The sequence below is a fragment of the Leucobacter luti genome (genome assembly GCF_019464495.1).
In the GTDB taxonomy this organism is placed as follows: Bacteria; Actinomycetota; Actinomycetes; order Actinomycetales; family Microbacteriaceae; genus Leucobacter; species Leucobacter luti_A.
In genome coordinates, this window is sequence record NZ_CP080492.1 from 1,329,353 (window position 1) to 1,346,088 (window position 16,736).

Consider the following 16,736-nt stretch of genomic DNA (forward strand, 5'->3'; position numbering starts at 1 on the left):
CCTAGGATCTCAGTACACTTAGCATACTATGTAGGTGCGACCACCGATAGACGCATTTCAACCGGCCATGGAAAGGACTGCTGATGCATCGAGGGAGATACATCTGGCACCGCACGGTGTTTGCACTGATCACCGTGTTCGTCGCCATATCCCTGAACTTTGTCCTCTTTCGGGTACTTCCCGGATCCGCTGTGACACGTATTTCGCGGGTGCCCAACGCATCGCCTGAACTCAAAGAAGCGCTCGAGAAGCAGTTTGGACTCGATAAGTCCGTCTGGGAGCAGTACCTGCTGTATCTCAAGGGACTCTTCACCGGCAACCTCGGGGTGTCTTTCAACAACCGGCAGCCGGTCGCGGAGAATCTCTCTCACGCCTTCATGAACACGCTGCCGCTCGTCCTCACCGGCACAATCATCGCGCTCATCATCGGGATCCTGCTCGGCGTGCTGAGCGCAGTGCGCCGCGGCAGCATCTTTGACCACACGATGACGAACATTTCCGTGCTGTTTTACGCGTTCCCCACCCAGTTCCTCGGCGCGATGCTCCTCATCGCCTTCGCAGGAGTGTTGCCCTCGGCAGGCATGAGCGATCCATTTGCGGCGGCCGCTGGCCCGTGGGATCAATTCCTGGACCAGGCGAGACATCTTATTCTGCCAGTGGCGACGCTCGTGCTCACTCTGTACGCAGAGAACCTTCTGATCATGCGCTCAGCAGTGCTCGAGACGCTGGGCGAGGACTACATTCTGACGGCTCGTGCCAAAGGGCTCTCCCGCGGCCGCATCATCCGCTCCTACGCAATCCGCAATGCCATGCTGCCGACGGTCACCATGATCGCGCTCGCACTCGGCACAGTTGTCAGCGGCGCGATCCTCATCGAGGTCATCTATTCCTGGCCGGGGATCGGGCGCGCACTGTATGAAGCAGTGCTCCAGCGCGACTACCCCATGCTCCAGGGCGGCTTCCTCATCATCACCATCATCGTTGTCGTCTGCAATTACCTCGCCGACCTCAGTTACGCGTGGATTGATCCTCGCGTAGCGAATTGAGAGTGGAGCATCTATGTCTACCCCAGGAACCACACTGTTCTCACTCCCGCGAAAGAAGCGCCCCCAGACCCGCAAGCGGGGGGCATTTCTCACTGCGGCACGGCAGCCCAGCGCAATCATCGGAATCGCGATCATCATCGGGTTCATCCTGATTTCACTCTTCGCTCCGCTCATGACCCCGCACTCAAGCCGCGCGGTCACCTGCGGCGTCTTTGAGCCACCGTCAACTCAGCATTGGTTGGGCTGTGACGACGGCGGCGTCGATGTCCTCACCCTGGTGCTCGAGGGCGGCAGAGTCTCGATGTTTGTCGGGTTCACCGCCGCTGCGATTGCACTCATCATCGGCACAAGCGTGGGAATCCTGTCCGGATACTTCGGCGGCTGGGTCGACACCGTGCTCATGCGAATCACCGACTACTTCCTCGTGATTCCCCAGATCGTGCTCATGATCGTGATCGCTGCTGTCTGGGGGCCGAGCCTCGACCACGTGATCGTGGTGATTGGCGCGTTGATGTGGACCGCGACCGCCCGCATCGTTCGATCCCAGGTCAAATCGATCCGAGAACGCGTGTATGTCCGGCGTGTGGAGGCGATCGGCGGCGGCCACACCCGGATCATCCTGCGCCATATCCTCCCCCAGCTTGGGCCACTTCTCGCCGCAAGCGGAGTACTGGCGATCACCGTTGCCATCTTCAACGAGACCGCGCTCGCGTTCCTCGGGCTTTCCGACCCGAACGCCATCACGTGGGGCACGATCATGGAGCGAGCATTCAGCCGAGCCGCAATCAGCACGGGAGCGTGGTGGGCAATCGTTCCAGCTGGAATCGCCGTCGCCCTCCTGATTCTCGGCTGCTACTTGCTGGGCCGAGCCATCGAAGACGCGCTCAACCCTCGCCTCAAGATCTCGCATCTCGCACTGCGGACCTGGGCGGTGCGCCCGCTGGGTTCCACCGTCGAGATCGACCGGCGATCACGGGCGCAGCGCCGGATCGCTGCTGCGCAGGAGACACCGGGCTCCGCCCGGCCCGCCGAGCAAGACTCAGCCAGCACCCCGGAGCCGGAGCCCGCAGCGCCGAGCCCCGGCGCCGATCCGGCCCAGCCAGCGCCGCCACCCGGCGCCGATCCGGTGCAGCCAGACACGAATGGAGACCGCGCATGATCCCTACTCCGTCCTCTCTGGGGAACTCCGACGTAGTCCCCACACCTGCGCTTGAAATCCGGAACCTGCATGTGTGGTTTCGCTCCGACGACGGGAGCGAGATCGAAACCGTCCGTGGAATCGACCTCACGGTCGCGCCAGGCGAGCGCATCGGACTCGTCGGCGAGTCCGGGTGCGGGAAGACGACGACCATCCTCGCAGCCCTCGGTCTCCTCCCCGCAAATGCCACAGTTGCAGGCGAAGTCCGCTTTGCCGGCACCGACATCCTGAACGGGGGCGACGCCGGAATCCGGCCGCACCGCTGGACCGACATCGCGATGGTCTTCCAAGGGGCAATGAGCGCATTCAACCCGGTGAAGACCATCGGCTGGCAGATTGAAGAAGCGCTCCGCTTCCACGGACGCAGTGGCCCTGAAATACAGGCGCGGGTGCTCGAACTGCTGGAGCTCGTCGGCCTCCCCGCAGGTACGGAGGGGCAGTACCCGCACGAGCTGTCTGGCGGGATGAAGCAGCGTGCGGTGATCGCCATGGCGCTCTCCTGCGATCCCAAGGTGCTGCTCGCAGACGAACCCACCACCGCACTTGACGTTGTGGTGCAGGCTCAAATTCTGCGACTTCTCGTTGATCTTTCCGAGCGACTTGGACTCGCGGTGATTCTCGTCACCCACGATCTCGGCGTCGTAGCGCAGAGCTGCTCGCGTGCGGCCGTGATGCGCGACGGTGTGATCGTGGAAACCGGGACGGTGGAGCAGCTGTATCGCGCCCCGCGCTCGGACTACACCCGGGAACTGTTCGAGTCAACGCCTGACATCGAGATGGTTGCGGGCTCCGGCACGATTGCGCCACATGCGACACCACTTCTTCGCGTTGAGCACCTGTCTGTCGACTATCCGGGCAAACCGGTCACCCACGCTGTGGACGATGTCTCGTTCACCGTCTCCCGGGGTGAACTGGTCGCACTCGTAGGGCAGTCAGGATGCGGCAAGACGACGACACTCCAGGCCGTTCTCGGCCTGATTCCGGGAGCCCGCGGCACGATCGACCTCGATGGAACACCGGTGTTGGGGGCTCGCAGGTCAGAACGGAAGCGGCACCGGCGCCGCGTACAGCCGATCTTTCAAGACCCGTACGAGTCGCTCGACGTCCGATTCACCGTCGGCGATACGCTCGAGGAGCCGCTCCTGATCCACCGGGTGGGCGGAAGCCGCGCGGAGCGGCGGGATCTGGTCGTGTCCGCGCTCGAGTCAGTGGGGCTCACGCCTCCCGAGCGCTTCATCGACCGGTATCCCCATCAGCTGTCTGGCGGCCAGCGCCAGCGAGTGGCAATTGCTGCAGGGCTCGTCCTCCAGCCCTCACTATTGCTCGCAGATGAGCCGGTGAGCATGCTTGACGTCTCAGTGCGTTCCGGCGTCTTGAGACTGCTCGCCGACCTCAAGGAGCAACAGGGATTGGGGATCCTCATGATCACCCACGACCTGTCTACGGCGGCTGAGTACGCAGACCGGATCATCGTGATGCGCGGAGGCAAAATCGTTGAGTCCGGGGCGCCGCAGGACGTGGTGCATCGGCCACGCGAGCCGTACACCCGCCTCTTGATCGACAGCATTCCGAGCCCCGACCCAGCGCGCGCGGCCCGCCGAGCCGTCGAAGCGTAGCGCGTCCCGGAGCGCGGCCGCCGCGACTATTCGGCGGCCGCCGCTGCGGAGGCTGGGCGCTGCCCAGGCTCCGCACCGCCCATGAGCCTCCAGCGCCCGGCCGCACGAGCTGGGAGTCGCTGCGCCTACCCTGCACATAGAACACGTACTCGTCTGCCCGGTATGTCTGTTGGTAGGAGTCGAACGCGACATCGTCTTCGGTGTAACTCACACCGCGGACGCGCATGACCACGTCTGTGGGGCTGAGTTCCAATTGCTCGCGCTCCCACTGGCTGGGGCGATCAACTTGGAACACTTGCTCCGCGTAGGCTTCCACGATTCCGTATCGCTGCGCGAGCAACTCATAGAGCGAACTGCCATCGGCAAGCTGTTCTTCGTCGATCGCGGGGACGAGGCTGAGCGGAATCGTCGCCCGCTCTGCGACGGTCAGACGCCCGCCGCGCAGACGAACTCGGCTGATTTCCCAGACCGGCTGCCCCTCCTGAATGTTCAGGGCACGCACGTGGTTCAGACCAGGCATGCCCACGGAGAGGCCGACGAGACGCGTCTCGAATGCTACCGTGCGTGCATCGTCCGAGATGGTCCCCAGGAGCGCGCCTGACCGGCCAGGCTCGCTGACGAGCTTCGGTTCTGCTACGAAGGTGCCGACCCCCTGGTGGCGCTCGATCACCCCGTCATGATCGAGTTCGTCGAGCGCACGGCGCACCGAGATCACGCTCACATCGGCAAGCTTCGTCAGTTCTGCCGTGCTGGGGAGTTTGTCGCCTGGACGCAGACCGTTTTCTTCGATCAACCGCAGCACCAGGTCATACACGCGCTGATACCGCAGTTCGCGGACCGGGGCCTCAGCCCCTCTCACGTTGCTTCGAACTTCGCTCATGCGGACTCCCTGCTCACTGTGCATAGTTAGCATTCATTCAATGAACTCAGAATAGCAAGTGAAGTGTCGTGCGCGCGGCACCTCCTCAGTGAATGCCCGGAAGGCAGCGCCCGGACCCCGCACCAGATGTGCGCGAGAGTGCACGCAGGCGCAGAGGTGCAGAGCGCTCAAGCGCTGGCGTTAGCGCAACCGAGCATCCCAGAACGCGCGGAGCTGCTCGCTCTTGCGGAACACGATCGTGTCCCACTCTTCATCGGTTGTCGCGCTGTCGGCGAAATCAGACGGGATCTTGAAGAGCTGGAGCGCGACACTGAATCGGGCGCACACGGTGGCATAGGAGTAGGCCTCCATGTCCACGAGCTCGGCGCCGAGACTCGAAATGTGTGCGCGTTGCGCGTCATCTTTCACGAATACGTCGCCCGTGGCAATCGTTGCCGTCCGCTCGGGCAGAAGAACCTCGCCCGCAGGGGTGAGCTCCGGTGAGGGCAGTGAGAAGTCGTGCTGCACGACACGCGTCACCTGCACTACTTCGTCGAGGCTCAAGCGGTCTGGGCCGTCACCAACGACACCCGCCGTGCCCAGCACGACGACGCGGTCGACGGGGGTCTCGGCAAGGGCCGCCGCAAGCGCCACAGCGCCCTGCACCTTCCCGACCCCGGTGACGAGGTGGGGCACATCTGCGAACGCAAATGCCTCGTCCCTGTGGGCGAATACGAGCAGTGTGGTGGACTCCGACATGGCTGATTCTCCCCTGCGCCGGAGCGCTTCGTAAATGAAATTCGGATCAAGACTAGCGTTTTTCGAAGACTTGTTCTAAACTGAGGCAAGCTCGCAAGCAGTTCGCGTGATTTTCCTCAGATCTCGATGGATTCGAATCTCGATGGAATGCCTCCCACTCCGCGATATGCAGCTCGCAGCTTCTGATGCTCCACGGTCATCCATAGGGCCTTGCATCTTGCTTCGCCGTCATTCAGGACGCACTCCGTGCACAGTTCCTGAGGTAGTGAAGCCCCGGCTCGTTCCCGAGCCCCGCACCCGCGAGAAAGACTTGGCGGGTTCCGCACCATGATGGTGCGGCGCGAAAGGACACATCATGACTTATCACTCAACACATATGACTCGCGACGCCGCGAAGTCGCAGCGCGCAACGCTGCGGACGCCGTACCACTCACTCGGCAACGAGTCCGAGATGCGTGTGCCCGGCTGGGCACAGCACCGCTCGGTGTACCGCACTTCAGGCCGCACCCTGTACCTCGTCGAGACCGACCGTCCCGCTGAGGCACGCCGCGACCTTGAGCGGCTCACCCGTTCCGGGTGGGACGTGCGCGTCGAGCCAGCCGCCGCCGGTGAGCTGACCCGCATCGCACTCACGCGCAGCGACCTGGCACGCGCCGCCTAACCGCGGCGGCAGACGCCGCACCACAACGCCGGGCAGCACGGATCTTCGGATCCGCGCTGCCCGGCGTTGTGGCGTCCTGCGGCTTCGTGCGCACCGAGGCGTCCCCGCGCCAGCTCCGCCCACAGCCCTCGAGTTCGCGCAGGAGATTCGAGTTCACGCAGGAGAGAATCGCCCAGCGCGTGCTGCGCGAGCTCGAATTTCCCTCCTGAACTCGAGCTATGCAGGGTGATCGAGCAGCCGTGTGCCACAGCCGAGCGTCAGCCCCACAATCGAGCGGTCACGCGAGGTGTGTCGCCGCGTGACGCGCTCCGCTTCCCCCGCGAGCGGCCATCGGTACACTGGCCGCATGAGCGACGTTGAACTTGCCGAGGTGGAGAGCTTCTCCCTCGATCACACCAAAGTCCTGGCACCCTACGTGCGCCTGATTGGAGTGGAACGCGGGCCGAAAGGCGATGCGATCTCCAACTTTGATATCCGACTCGTGCAGCCCAACGAGCAAGAGATCCCGACCGCCGGACTGCACACGATCGAGCACACGTTGGCAGCGCTGCTTCGCACACGCTTTGACGGCCTCATCGACATCTCCCCGTTCGGCTGTCGCACGGGGTTCCACCTGATCGCGTGGGGCGAGCCCTCCACGGAGATCGTTGCCGCAGCGATCAAATCATCACTCGAAGATCTGGCGCACCGCGTCACCTGGGCGGATGTCCCCGGCACCGAGGCGATCAGCTGCGGCAACTACCGCGACCACAGCCTGCACTCGGCGAAGGAGTGGGCACAGGTAGTGCTCGAACGCGGGATCAGCCTTGACGCGTTCGACCGCTCCAGGATCGCGTAACGCACGCACTGTGGACATCGAGTTCGCGGCGACCCCGTATCGCTGGGAAGCGCGCTCTCAACTCTGGGTCTTCGTAGATCTGCCAGCCCCGCTCGCGGCCGACATCGCTGAGATCCCGCGTCCGCGGGCGGGGTTTGGTGCGGTCCGGGTAGAGGCCCGGATTGGGGTGACGCGGTGGCGCACGTCAATCTTCCCGAGCGCAGCACGCGAGGCCTCGGGCTCGGACGAGGAGACGCCCGAGCCCGGCTACATTCTCCCGCTCAAGCGCGCCGTGCGCGAGGCCCAGGGGATCGAACTCGGCCGTGAGGTCACGATCGGCCTCACGGTTCTCGACCTCTAGTCACTGGCCACGGGCCACGAGCCCCTGGCCCCTGGCCCCTGGCCCCTGGCCACGCTTCCAGAAGCGGACTCCGCCCCGCATCCCCGGAGCTGCCCCGACCTCGGGGGCTCTCGTCAGCGTCTTGCGCTCGTGCCGAGATTCAGACGCGAAGGAGGCCCTTCGCGCGGAAGCTGCGAGGCAGGCAAGCAAGCAGGCAGGCAGGCAGGCAGAGCCGCTCCGCGCGCTAGGAGACGAGCACGTCGAGGGCACACTTCAGAGCGCCGTCGACAGCCTGGGTCACGATCTCGCGATAGGGGTCGTAGCCGTCCATTGCTTCGTCGGCCGCGTTCAGCGGGTTGCCGTCGATCGCGAATACGGCGCCAGATTCGATTCCGTGCAGCGCAGCAATCACGAACAGCGCAGCGGCCTCCATCTCGACCGCGACAATCCCTGCGCGCTGCCACATTGCGTGGTCAATACCGGTGATGACATCGCTCGGGTAGAACATGTCGCCGGTCAGCACGATGCCGGTGTGCGTCTTCAACCCGGTCTCAGCGGCGGCGGCGCGCAGCGCAATCGTCAGCTCCGGCGTCGCAATCGCGGGGAACTCGGTCGGCACGAGCTGGTGGCTGATGCCGTCAGCGCGCACGGCGCCCGTCGCGACCACGATCGCGCCGTCCACCACTTCCGGCTGGATGCCGCCCGCGGTGCCCGAGCGGATGATGCGGGACACCCCACCGCGCGCGAGCTCCTCGAAACACACTGCCGCGCCAGCGGCTCCGACGCCGTGTGATGCGACGGTGACGGGCACGCCGCGGTACTGCCCGGAGTAGACGTGGTACTCGCGGTTTGCGGTCAGCTGGCGCGCATCATCAAGCAGTTCAGCAACGCGGGCAGCGCGGCCTGGATCGCCGACCACGAGGGCGCGGTCAGCGAGATCCGAGACGCGGGTGCGCAGCAGCGGGAGTTCGGAATCAGCGGGAAGTCGGACGGGTGCCATGATGGGGCCTTTCGGAGTGGTTCGGAAGTGGGAACGTACGAGGGTGCGTGGCGGCTACGCTGGCGTGGCAGCCAGCGCCGCGAGGCGCATCCGGACGGCCGCAGCGCGCGCCGGACCGCAGGGGCGTCAAGTGTCAGATGCGCACCGTCGGCGTACACGTGGCGTCCGCCGATAAAGACGTGGCGCACATCCGCACCGGTCGCGGCGAAGCCGAGGTGGGACACCAGCGCTGCCGGATCGAATGGCGTCGCAGCAGATCCGGTGATGTCGAGCGCGATCACATCGGCCTGCATACCTGCTTCGAGCGCCCCAGTCTCAGAGAATCCAATCGCCTCGGCACCACGCCGGGTCGCGATGTCGAGCACGTCAGACGCGCGCACAATCGCAGCATCCTGGTGGGCGCCGCGGTGCAGGATCGTGGCCGTCTTGATCTCCTCGAACAAATCGAGGGTGTTGTTGCTGGCGACTGAGTCGGTGCCGAGCGTCAGTCTGATCCCGGCGGCCTGCCACGCGGGAAGCGGCGCGATACCGTTCCCGAGCTTCAGATTCGAGACCGGGTTGTGGCTGATCGCGGCACCGGCACGCGCGAAGAGTTCGATCTCACTCGGTGTCAGGTGCACGCAGTGCGCAGCGAGCACGTCCGCGGCGAAGAGTCCAATACGGTCCAGATGCGCGGCGGGAGTCGCACCGTAGCGCTCCTGGATCTGGGCGACCTCGGCGGCGGACTCCGAGATATGCGTGTGGATCGGGATTCCTCGCGCCACAGCGCGCTCGGTGATGTCACTCAGGAACTCGGGTGGGGAGGTGTACGGGGCGTGCGGGCCAAACGCGATCCGGATCTGCGGATCCGCGGCGTACTGCTCCGCAAGCTGCTCGGTGAGTGCCGTGACCGCTGCCCCATTCGCAGGAGAGACGCCGGGGAACCCGACGATCTCCGCTGAGAACGACGCTGGCGCGATCATTGCGCGCATGCCAGCGGCACGCACCACCTCGATCAGTTCAGCATCCCAGTGGTACATATCTGCGAACGACGTCGTCCCGGTTTCGATCATCTCGACGAGTGCGAGCTGCAATCCGGCCACCACGTCGTCGTGGGTGAGGTGCTGTTCGAGCGCCTGCACCGCTGCGAGCCACGGCATGAAGCCCTCGTCATCCGACACCGCTCGCAGCAGCGTCATCGCTGAGTGCGTGTGGCCATTCACGAGCCCCGGCATCAACACTTGGCCGACGAGCTCGCGCACCCTTGCGCCGGCTGGTCGATCTGCGGCGGCACGCGGGGTTCCGGCGTAGCTGATCCGTCCTGTCGCGTCGATTTCCAGCTCAGCTGGAGCCACCGCTCCTGTCGGCGTCAGCATGGCCTCGGCGCGCAGCACCGTGACGTTCTCGGTCATCGCGGGTCCTCCCCTGTTCGGGCCGATCCGGAGGTGCCCCTCGGTGTCGATCCCAGTATCGCTTCTGTTCTCGCCAACTGTACCGGCGCGCGGGCTACCAGCCGGGTGTGGCGAGCATGCCGCCGTCAACGGCGAGATCCTGCCCTGTGATGAATGCGGCGCCGTCAGATCCCAGGAGCACGCAAGCGTTGCCGATGTCCTCTGCGGTCGCGAGCCGGCCGAGCGGTGCGTGCGCGAGCCAGCTCGCCACGCCCTCCGGCCACGCCTCGGCAAGGCCAGGGCGATCAACGAGGCCAGGCGATACGGTATTCACGCGGATTCCGGCGGGGCCGAGTTCGAGCGCCGCGGCGCGCGCGTGCATGACGAGACCGGCCTTCGCGACCGCATAGTGCGCGTGCGCGGGCGCCGGACGACTGGCTTCGATGGAGGCGATGTGCGTGATCCAGCGGTTGCGTGCGGAGCGGTCGCCCGGAGTGTCTTCCTGCACCATCGCCGCAGCCGCCGCACGTGAGAGTTCGAACACGGCGCCGAGATTCGTGCCGAGCACCTCATCCCACTCTTCGCGTGACGTGTCGGCGAGCGGCGTGAGCGGCTGGATTCCTGCATTGTTGACGAGCCCATCAAGTCCGCCCAGGGCGGCAACCGCGTCAGCAATCAGACCAGCTGCTGCATCGGGGAGCGCGAGGTCGGCACGGACCGCAACCGCGGTCACCCCGCGATCCCGAAGCTCCTCAACCAATTCGAACACGGGTTCCGGCGAACCTCGGTAGTGCAGCGCCAACCGCGCACCGGCGGCTGCACAGCGCCGCGCGATGCCCCCGCCGACGCCGCCTGAGGCACCCGTCACGAGCACGCGCTGTCCGGTGAGGTCCGGGAGAGCGGGATCCTGTCGCGTCACCATGTTCTAGCCTCCGAGTCGTCTCTGGCGGAATGAATAGTCGCGCAGGGCGCGCAGGAAATCGACCTCACGGAGGTCGGGGTACAGCGCTTCAACGAAGTAGAACTCCGAGTGCGCTGACTGCCAGATCATGAAGTCGGAGAGGCGCTGCTCGCCTGAGGTGCGGATCACGAGATCAGGATCTGCTTGTCCGCGCGTCCAGAGGTGCTCCCCGATCGTCTCCGGGGTCAGCCGCTCGTCGAGAGTATCGATAGACCCACCGGCCGCCTGGTGCTCGGCAATCACACTGCGCACGGCCGCGGTGATCTCGCTGCGACCCCCGTAGCCGACGGCGAGGTTGATGTGGAGGCCGGTGTGATGCTCGGTTGCTGCTTCAGCTGCGGCGAGCGCCTGTGCGAGCCCCTCGGAGAGCCCGTCGCAGGATCCGACGTGCTTCACCTTCCACTTCGGATTGTGTGCGAGCTGCGTGGCGAGCTCGGCGATGATGTCGAGCAGATCGTCGAGCTCCTGGCGATCGCGCGCCTTCAGATTGTCGGAGGAAAGCAGGTACAGCGTGACCGTGTGGATCCCGGCTTCCTCACACCACCCCAGGAATTCCGGTACTTTCTGCGCGCCGGCGCGGTGTCCGAATGCTGCGCGCTCTTGCAGCCGCTGCTTTGCCCAGCGCCGGTTGCCATCAACGATGACGGCGATGTGCTGGGGGACGCGAGTGAGGTCGATCTCCCTGCGCAGGCGCCGCTGGTACAGCCGGTACAGGAAACCGGTGCGTGGCGTCGACGGCTGGGGCTTCACCCTCAGAGTGTACCGTCCCACGGCCGGGTGGGGCCTGGCTATGGGCCGGTGTCGGAAGCGATGTCGGATCCGTGCGCCCCCACTGAGGCATAGGCATATCCCACATATATGCCCCTTGGGATCTGTGGGGACCATACACTCGAAGCATGACCTCCTCCGGCGGCAACGGCCTGCTCCCCGATAGTGAGCCGGATCCGATCGCACTGCCGTTGCTCGCAGCGGCAGACGAGAAGCCTCGGTGGCGCGGGTGGATCCACGCTGGCACATTCCCTATCGCGGTGGTGGGTGGGATCGTGTTGATCGCGCTCGCGCAGGGTCCGGTCGCGAAGTGGGCGTCGGCCGTGTTCATGCTGACGAGCCTGCTGCTTTTCGGCATTTCAGCGCTCTACCACCGCATTGACTGGAGCCCGCGCACGAAACAGCTGTTCCGCCGTCTCGACCACGCGAACATCTTCCTCCTCATCGCCGGCACCTACACGCCGCTCGCTCTCCTCGCGCTCCCACCTGAGAAGGGGATCCTCTTGCTCACACTGGTGTGGGCTGGAGCACTGCTCGGAATCGGGTTCCGCGTGTTCTGGATCGGCGCCCCGCGCTGGCTCTACGTGCCGCTCTATGTCTTGCTCGGCTGGGCGGCGATGATGTACATCGTCGATATCGCGCACGCGAACCTCGCGGCCATGGTCCTCGTTGTCGTGGGCGGGCTGCTGTATACCCTCGGCGCAGTGGTGTACGGCATGAAACGACCGAACCCGATTCCTGGAGTCTTCGGGTTCCACGAGATCTTCCACGCGCTCACGACGATCGCGTTCCTGTGCCACTGGACCGCTGCGCTCCTTGTCGCGCTCGATCCGGTCTATCTCCGGTAGGCGCCCGCGCGCACTACTCCGCCCCCAGCTTGGACAGCACCGCAGCGCCATACCGCTCGAGCTTGACCGCGCCGATCCCGGAGATCGCGAGCAGCTCTTCATCGGTTCGCGGGAGGTGCACGGCGAGGGCCGCGAGAGTGGCATCGCCGAACACCACGTAGCCGGGCACGCCCTGTCGCTTCGCCTCTTCGCCGCGCCACGCACGGAGCCGCTCGAATACGGCTGCCTGTTCGGGAGTGAGGTCTGCGGCTGCCGCTGAGCGTTGTGATCCGGAGGTGATCGCACCGCGTGTGCCGCGGCCGCGTGTGGCTGCCCGCACGACCACTTCCTCGCGCATCATGACCCGTTCCTCGCCCCGGAGCACGGGTTTCGCAGCTTCAGCGGGGGCGAGGACGCCCCACTCGCCGCGCGCCTCCAACACTCCGGTAGCGAGCAAATGACGCACGACGCCGCGCCACTGCGCCACCGTCCACTCTGCACCAATCCCCCACGTGGTGAGTTCGTCGAGCCGCAATTGGGTGACCCGATCGGAAGCTGTGCCGCGGAGTACGTCGATGTGTTGCCCAGCCGCAAAGGTGCGGTTGCGTTCACGCTGTGTGCGCAGCACCGTCGAAAGCAGCATCTGCGCCGGGACAGTGGCGTCCCACAGCTTCGGTGGATTCACGCACACGTCGCAGTTGCCGCATGTCGCGCTCCCCTGCTGGCCGAAATAGTTCAGCAAAAATTGACGTCGGCAGGTGACGCCCTCGCAGAGGGACAGCATCTGGTTCAGGTGTCTGGTCTGGTTGAGCCGCGTGGCGGCGTCCCCATCTCCTGACTCGATGAGCTGCCGCTGCTGCACCACGTCAGCGAGGCCGTACGCGAGCCAAGCCTGAGCGGGCAATCCGTCTCGGCCAGCGCGACCGGTCTCCTGGTAGTACCCCTCGATCGACTTCGGGAGGTCGATATGCGCCACAAAACGCACGTCCGGCTTATCGATCCCCATCCCGAAGGCAACCGTGGCCACCACCACAACACCGTCTTCGCGAAGGAATCGAGTCTGCGCGCGCAGCCGCACCTCTGCGGGAAGCCCTGCGTGGTACGGAACCGCGTCGATCCCAGCCTCGCTCAGCGCCTTCGCGGTCTGCTCCACGCGCTTGCGGCTCAACGCGTACACAATCCCGGCGTCGCCCGCGTGCTCACCGCGGATGAACGCAATGAGCTGCGCGCGGACACTCTGCTTCGCCTCGATCCGGTAGCGAATATTGGGCCGGTCGAAACTCGACACAAAGTGTTTCGCCTTCTCGAGGTGCAACCGCTCGGTGAGCTCGCGGTGTGTCTCAGGCGTTGCCGTCGCAGTGAGCGCGATCCGGGGCACGTCCGGCCAGTACTCCGCGAGCGCGCCGAGGCGGAGGTAGTCGGGGCGGAAGTCGTGGCCCCACTGGGACACACAGTGCGCTTCGTCGATCGCGAACAGCGCGATCCGACCCTGCCTCAGGAAATCGATCGTGCCGGGAGCCGAGAGTCGCTCTGGCGCGAGGTAGAGCACGTCGAGCTGACCTGCACGGTACGCCTGTTCGACCTCCCGGCGCTCCTCCAAGCTCATCGAAGAGTTCAGCGCGGCCGCGCGCACGCCCACGAGAGCGAGAGCAGCGACCTGATCGTGCATCAGGGCGACGAGCGGCGAAAGGACGATTCCGGTGCCCTCGCGCACGAGCGCGGGGATCTGATAGCAGATCGATTTGCCCCCACCGGTGGGCATGAGCACGACGGCATCCCCGCCGTTGATGACGTGGCGAACAATTTCCTCTTGTTCGCCGCGGAATGCGTCGTAGCCGAACACTCCCGCGAGCACCTCGCGCGGGTCCTGGCCGACCACCTGCACGGTGCCGAACGCTGAGTGCGCTGCCGAGTGCATGCCCGGAGGTACGGCAGCCCCCACGGGCCCAGGCTCCGTTCCCGCAGCCACCCCGGCGCCAGATCCCGATGCGAGCCCGCTTCCACCCCCGGAACCGGGGAAAGCATCGGGCGGCGGGGCTCCCCATGCCTCACCCGGCCAGCGTTCGACGTCGTCAAATCCTCCCGACGCGCCCCACTGATCGGCTTCGGTCTGCGTGCCCTCGCCGCCCATAAAACTCAGTTCCGCTGTTCAGTTCCTGCGCCGGCTTCGGTGCCAGCGGCACCCTCGGTCGTGCCAGCATCGGGCCCCGCAAGCTCGGACGCGATCTGATCACGCACTTCGTGCCGGTACGCGTTGCGGCGCAAGCGGCTGACGAGCAGAAAGCCCAGACCGATAATCAGCGCGGCCATCAACCCGGTGAAGATGAACCCCTCGACACCGGGGGTCACCTGGTTCGGATCGAACTCAGTGTCTTCCGCTACGCCGAGCGCAATACCTAACAGACTCATACGTCCTCCTCTGCGATCCCCTGAAACAGATCGGCTTCAAACTCACTCGTGGCGACCCGCGAAGCCGCGAGCCGATAGTCCTCAAACGGCCATGCTTGCCGCTGCACTTCGTTCGGCCAGAAGAAAAATGGGCTGTCGGGCGGCACCTGGCTCGCGTGTGCCCGGAGCGCCTCGTCGCGACGCTCAAAGAACCGACCCACGTCGATCCGGGCGGTGCTGCGATTGCCGCGGCCACCCATCCGCTCGCGCAGCTCCTGAAACTGGCCAACGAGCGGGGATGTCGGCTCGTGATCGACGAGCCACTGGTACACCGTGTTGATCCGCTCGCCGTTGAAGATCTCTTCGTAGTAGAGCTTGCCGATCGCCCACGGCTCGCCTGCCTCGGGGAACGCCGCTGGATCACCCGAGCGATCCCACGCGATCTTGCTGATCTCGTGGCACCGAATGTGATCCGGGTGCGGGTACCCACCCTGCTCGTTGTACGTGATCATCACGTGCGGTTTGAACTCACGCACCGTGCGCACGAGCGCCTCTGCCGACACCTCGGCTGGGATGTGAGCGAAGGATCCGGCTGGCAGCGCCTCGCCCTCATCAGGCAGCCCTGAATCCTCATATCCCAACCAGCGGTGTTCAAAACCGACGATGTCTTGGGCACGCGCCATCTCGTCGCGGCGCAAGCCTGCGAGATCTCGGCGACTCTTCGGATCCCGCGCGACGAGTTCGTTGAGCACGTCACCGCGCTCGCCGCCGGTGCAGCTCACAATGAGCACCTCGACGCCGAGGTCGAGATAGTGGGCGTACGTGGCAGCACCCTTGCTTGATTCGTCGTCGGGATGCGCGTGCACCGCGATGAGCCTGAGCGTCATGCGCTTCCTCTCACGTGCTTCTCGGGAGGTTCCCGGTACTCTGGCAACAATCACTCAGTTTACCCAGTCTGGATCGGAGGTTCCCGTGTTGGATACGGCCGCCGCCGTTGACGCGGAATCTCCGTCGACGCAGCGACTCGAGGATCGTTACGGGACCGGACGCAGTAGGCGCTTCGACCGCCGCTTCGCGTGGGCCGCCGCTGGCCTCCTTGTGATCGCGGGAATCGCGTTTCTCATTTTTTCTGGATGGCAGAGCGCCAACCAGGTGTCGGTGCAGGACATCGGGTACACGAAGCAGAACGACCTGGTTCTCGACGTGAAGTTCGAAGTCACGGCGCCCGCGAACACCCCGGTCGCGTGCGCGGTTGAGGCCCTCAACCCGGCAAAAGCCACGGTCGGCTGGAAGATCGTTGAACTGCCCGTGACCGAGAAGCGCACACATGTGGTCACCACCCGGCTCGTCACGACGAACCCTTCGACCGCCGCCACCGCGCGCGCCTGCTGGGTCGTCGAGGGCTCGTAGCCTCGCTCTCGTGCCTCCGCGACGATCCGTGATCGCACTGCTACGCTGAGAGGAGCGCCCTGGCTCGGTCAGGGCGTTGCGTGTCCCCCAGCGCTCAGGCGCTCTCACCGAAACGAGGATCGACCATGGCCGAGCCCACGCAGACCTGGCTCACGCAGGACGCATACGACCGACTCACTGGCGAGTTGGAACAGCTGACCGGCGCTGGCCGCAAAGATATCGCGTCTCGCATCGAGGCCGCCCGCGAGGAGGGCGACCTGAAGGAGAACGGTGGCTACCACGCCGCCAAAGATGAGCAGGGCAAGATGGAGGCGCGAATTCGCGATCTCGAATCGTTGCTGAAGCACGCTGTTGTCGGCGAAGTTCCCCAGGCAAGTGGCGTGGTGGAGATCGGCACCGTCATCACCGCGGACATCTTTGGTGACGAAGAGCGATTCCTGCTCGGCAACCGCGAGCTCGCCGATGGCTCTGATCTTGACGTGTACAGCGCAGAGAGCCCTCTGGGTACTGCAATTCTTGGCCGCAAGGTGGGCGAAGAGGTCAGCTACTCCGCTCCCAACGGCACCGAGATCGCAGTCAAGATCCTCGCCGTCGACACCTACGCGGCGTAGTCTCTGCCGCCAGAACGGAACCCGTGAACCACGAGCAACGTCGCTTGACCGGTGTGCCAGCTCTCGGTGCGCCCGCTTTCCGTGTGCCCGCACTCGGTGTGCCAG

Annotated in this window: 17 protein-coding genes and 1 pseudogene; 9 read left to right on the forward strand and 9 right to left on the reverse strand. The window is 65.2% G+C overall.

Annotated features, from left to right (window positions below):
- The first annotated feature begins 83 nt into the window (after positions 1–83).
- The 3 genes from K1X41_RS06125 to K1X41_RS06135 are packed head-to-tail and all read left to right on the forward strand — an operon-like array spanning position 84 to position 3,860.
- Positions 84–1,046, forward strand: coding sequence for an ABC transporter permease (locus K1X41_RS06125; RefSeq protein WP_132206440.1), 963 nt, complete (start codon positions 84–86; stop codon positions 1,044–1,046).
- A 13-nt stretch (positions 1,047–1,059) separates the two neighbouring features.
- Positions 1,060–2,205 (forward strand): ABC transporter permease, encoded by a 1,146-nt coding sequence (locus K1X41_RS06130; protein ID WP_220175587.1) that lies wholly within the window; start codon positions 1,060–1,062, stop codon positions 2,203–2,205.
- A complete protein-coding gene (locus K1X41_RS06135) occupies positions 2,202–3,860 on the forward strand; it encodes a dipeptide ABC transporter ATP-binding protein (RefSeq protein WP_220175588.1) in 1,659 nt (552 codons plus the stop codon). Before K1X41_RS06130 ends, K1X41_RS06135 begins: the two co-directional genes overlap by 4 nt.
- Before the next feature lie 205 nt (positions 3,861–4,065).
- On the opposite strand, the pseudogene K1X41_RS15445 reads toward K1X41_RS06135, so the two are convergent.
- Positions 4,066–4,773, reverse strand: a pseudogene (locus K1X41_RS15445) (GntR family transcriptional regulator); the annotation flags it as partial.
- Positions 4,774–4,920: 147 nt separating this feature from the next.
- Positions 4,921–5,478, reverse strand: a complete 558-nt coding sequence (locus tag K1X41_RS06150) for a phosphorylase family protein (RefSeq protein WP_220175589.1) — start codon at positions 5,476–5,478, stop codon at positions 4,921–4,923.
- A gap of 355 nt (positions 5,479–5,833) precedes the next feature.
- Here K1X41_RS06150 and K1X41_RS06155 point away from each other — a divergent pair, with 355 nt between their 5' ends.
- From K1X41_RS06155 to K1X41_RS06165, 3 genes are all read left to right on the forward strand, one after another.
- Positions 5,834–6,139: a hypothetical protein gene (locus K1X41_RS06155; protein WP_220175590.1), complete on the forward strand. Its 306-nt coding sequence runs from the start codon at positions 5,834–5,836 to the stop codon at positions 6,137–6,139.
- A 346-nt stretch (positions 6,140–6,485) separates the two neighbouring features.
- On the forward strand, positions 6,486–6,977 hold the full coding sequence (locus K1X41_RS06160; RefSeq protein WP_133617672.1) for an S-ribosylhomocysteine lyase: 492 nt from the start codon (positions 6,486–6,488) through the stop codon (positions 6,975–6,977).
- 10 nt (positions 6,978–6,987) lie between these two features.
- Entirely contained in the window at positions 6,988–7,317 is a 330-nt protein-coding gene (locus tag K1X41_RS06165; RefSeq protein WP_220175591.1) for a DUF1905 domain-containing protein, read from the forward strand.
- 223 nt (positions 7,318–7,540) lie between these two features.
- On the opposite strand, the gene K1X41_RS06170 is transcribed toward K1X41_RS06165, so the two are convergent.
- The 4 genes from K1X41_RS06170 to K1X41_RS06185 all read right to left on the reverse strand — a co-directional run bounded on the left by K1X41_RS06170 (position 7,541) and on the right by K1X41_RS06185 (position 11,377).
- On the reverse strand, positions 7,541–8,257 hold the full coding sequence (locus K1X41_RS06170; RefSeq protein WP_258566721.1) for a nucleoside phosphorylase: 717 nt from the start codon (positions 8,255–8,257) through the stop codon (positions 7,541–7,543).
- Positions 8,152–9,687, reverse strand: coding sequence for an amidohydrolase (locus K1X41_RS06175; protein ID WP_258566675.1), 1,536 nt, complete (start codon positions 9,685–9,687; stop codon positions 8,152–8,154). The genes K1X41_RS06170 and K1X41_RS06175 overlap by 106 nt, the downstream gene beginning before the upstream one ends.
- A gap of 94 nt (positions 9,688–9,781) precedes the next feature.
- The gene (locus K1X41_RS06180; protein WP_220175592.1) at positions 9,782–10,588 is read right to left on the reverse strand and encodes an SDR family NAD(P)-dependent oxidoreductase; all 807 of its coding nucleotides are present in this window, start codon (positions 10,586–10,588) and stop codon (positions 9,782–9,784) included.
- Positions 10,589–10,591: 3 nt separating this feature from the next.
- Complete coding sequence (locus K1X41_RS06185; protein WP_207907478.1) at positions 10,592–11,377, reverse strand: isoprenyl transferase; 786 nt, start codon at positions 11,375–11,377, stop codon at positions 10,592–10,594.
- Positions 11,378–11,523: 146 nt separating this feature from the next.
- On the opposite strand from K1X41_RS06185, the gene trhA reads away from it, so the two are divergent.
- Positions 11,524–12,243 (forward strand): PAQR family membrane homeostasis protein TrhA, encoded by a 720-nt coding sequence (gene trhA, locus K1X41_RS06190; RefSeq protein WP_220175593.1) that lies wholly within the window; start codon positions 11,524–11,526, stop codon positions 12,241–12,243.
- A 13-nt stretch (positions 12,244–12,256) separates the two neighbouring features.
- On the opposite strand, the gene recQ is transcribed toward trhA, so the two are convergent.
- From recQ to mca, 3 genes are read right to left on the reverse strand one after another with little or no spacing between them, the layout of a single operon-like run.
- Positions 12,257–14,353: a DNA helicase RecQ gene (gene recQ, locus K1X41_RS06195; protein WP_220175594.1), complete on the reverse strand. Its 2,097-nt coding sequence runs from the start codon at positions 14,351–14,353 to the stop codon at positions 12,257–12,259.
- 5 nt (positions 14,354–14,358) lie between these two features.
- Positions 14,359–14,631, reverse strand: a complete 273-nt coding sequence (locus K1X41_RS06200) for a hypothetical protein (protein ID WP_220175595.1) — start codon at positions 14,629–14,631, stop codon at positions 14,359–14,361.
- Positions 14,628–15,497 carry a mycothiol conjugate amidase Mca gene (gene mca, locus K1X41_RS06205; protein ID WP_132206412.1) on the reverse strand — a complete coding sequence of 290 codons (870 nt, stop codon included), beginning with the start codon at positions 15,495–15,497 and terminating at the stop codon, positions 14,628–14,630. The genes K1X41_RS06200 and mca overlap by 4 nt, the downstream gene beginning before the upstream one ends.
- Positions 15,498–15,582: 85 nt before the next feature.
- Here mca and K1X41_RS06210 point away from each other — a divergent pair, with 85 nt between their 5' ends.
- Both K1X41_RS06210 and greA read left to right on the forward strand, forming a co-directional pair.
- Complete coding sequence (locus tag K1X41_RS06210; protein WP_258566676.1) at positions 15,583–16,020, forward strand: DUF4307 domain-containing protein; 438 nt, start codon at positions 15,583–15,585, stop codon at positions 16,018–16,020.
- A gap of 125 nt (positions 16,021–16,145) precedes the next feature.
- Entirely contained in the window at positions 16,146–16,631 is a 486-nt protein-coding gene (gene greA, locus K1X41_RS06215) for a transcription elongation factor GreA (RefSeq protein WP_132206408.1), read from the forward strand.
- Positions 16,632–16,736 lie beyond the last annotated feature (105 nt).

Bases quoted from the DNA above. Each gene is read 5' to 3' on its own strand.
- K1X41_RS06125 (WP_132206440.1), top strand. From the start codon at position 84: ATGCATCGAGGGAGATACATCTGGCACCGCACGGTGTTTGCACTGATC.
- K1X41_RS06130 (WP_220175587.1), top strand. From the start codon at position 1,060: ATGTCTACCCCAGGAACCACACTGTTCTCACTCCCGCGAAAGAAGCGC.
- K1X41_RS06135 (WP_220175588.1), top strand. From the start codon at position 2,202: ATGATCCCTACTCCGTCCTCTCTGGGGAACTCCGACGTAGTCCCCACA.
- K1X41_RS06150 (WP_220175589.1), bottom strand. From the start codon at position 5,478: ATGTCGGAGTCCACCACACTGCTCGTATTCGCCCACAGGGACGAGGCA.
- K1X41_RS06155 (WP_220175590.1), top strand. From the start codon at position 5,834: ATGACTTATCACTCAACACATATGACTCGCGACGCCGCGAAGTCGCAG.
- K1X41_RS06160 (WP_133617672.1), top strand. From the start codon at position 6,486: ATGAGCGACGTTGAACTTGCCGAGGTGGAGAGCTTCTCCCTCGATCAC.
- K1X41_RS06175 (WP_258566675.1), bottom strand. From the start codon at position 9,687: ATGACCGAGAACGTCACGGTGCTGCGCGCCGAGGCCATGCTGACGCCG.
- K1X41_RS06180 (WP_220175592.1), bottom strand. From the start codon at position 10,588: ATGGTGACGCGACAGGATCCCGCTCTCCCGGACCTCACCGGACAGCGC.
- trhA (WP_220175593.1), top strand. From the start codon at position 11,524: ATGACCTCCTCCGGCGGCAACGGCCTGCTCCCCGATAGTGAGCCGGAT.
- recQ (WP_220175594.1), bottom strand. From the start codon at position 14,353: ATGGGCGGCGAGGGCACGCAGACCGAAGCCGATCAGTGGGGCGCGTCG.
- K1X41_RS06200 (WP_220175595.1), bottom strand. From the start codon at position 14,631: ATGAGTCTGTTAGGTATTGCGCTCGGCGTAGCGGAAGACACTGAGTTC.
- mca (WP_132206412.1), bottom strand. From the start codon at position 15,497: ATGACGCTCAGGCTCATCGCGGTGCACGCGCATCCCGACGACGAATCA.
- greA (WP_132206408.1), top strand. From the start codon at position 16,146: ATGGCCGAGCCCACGCAGACCTGGCTCACGCAGGACGCATACGACCGA.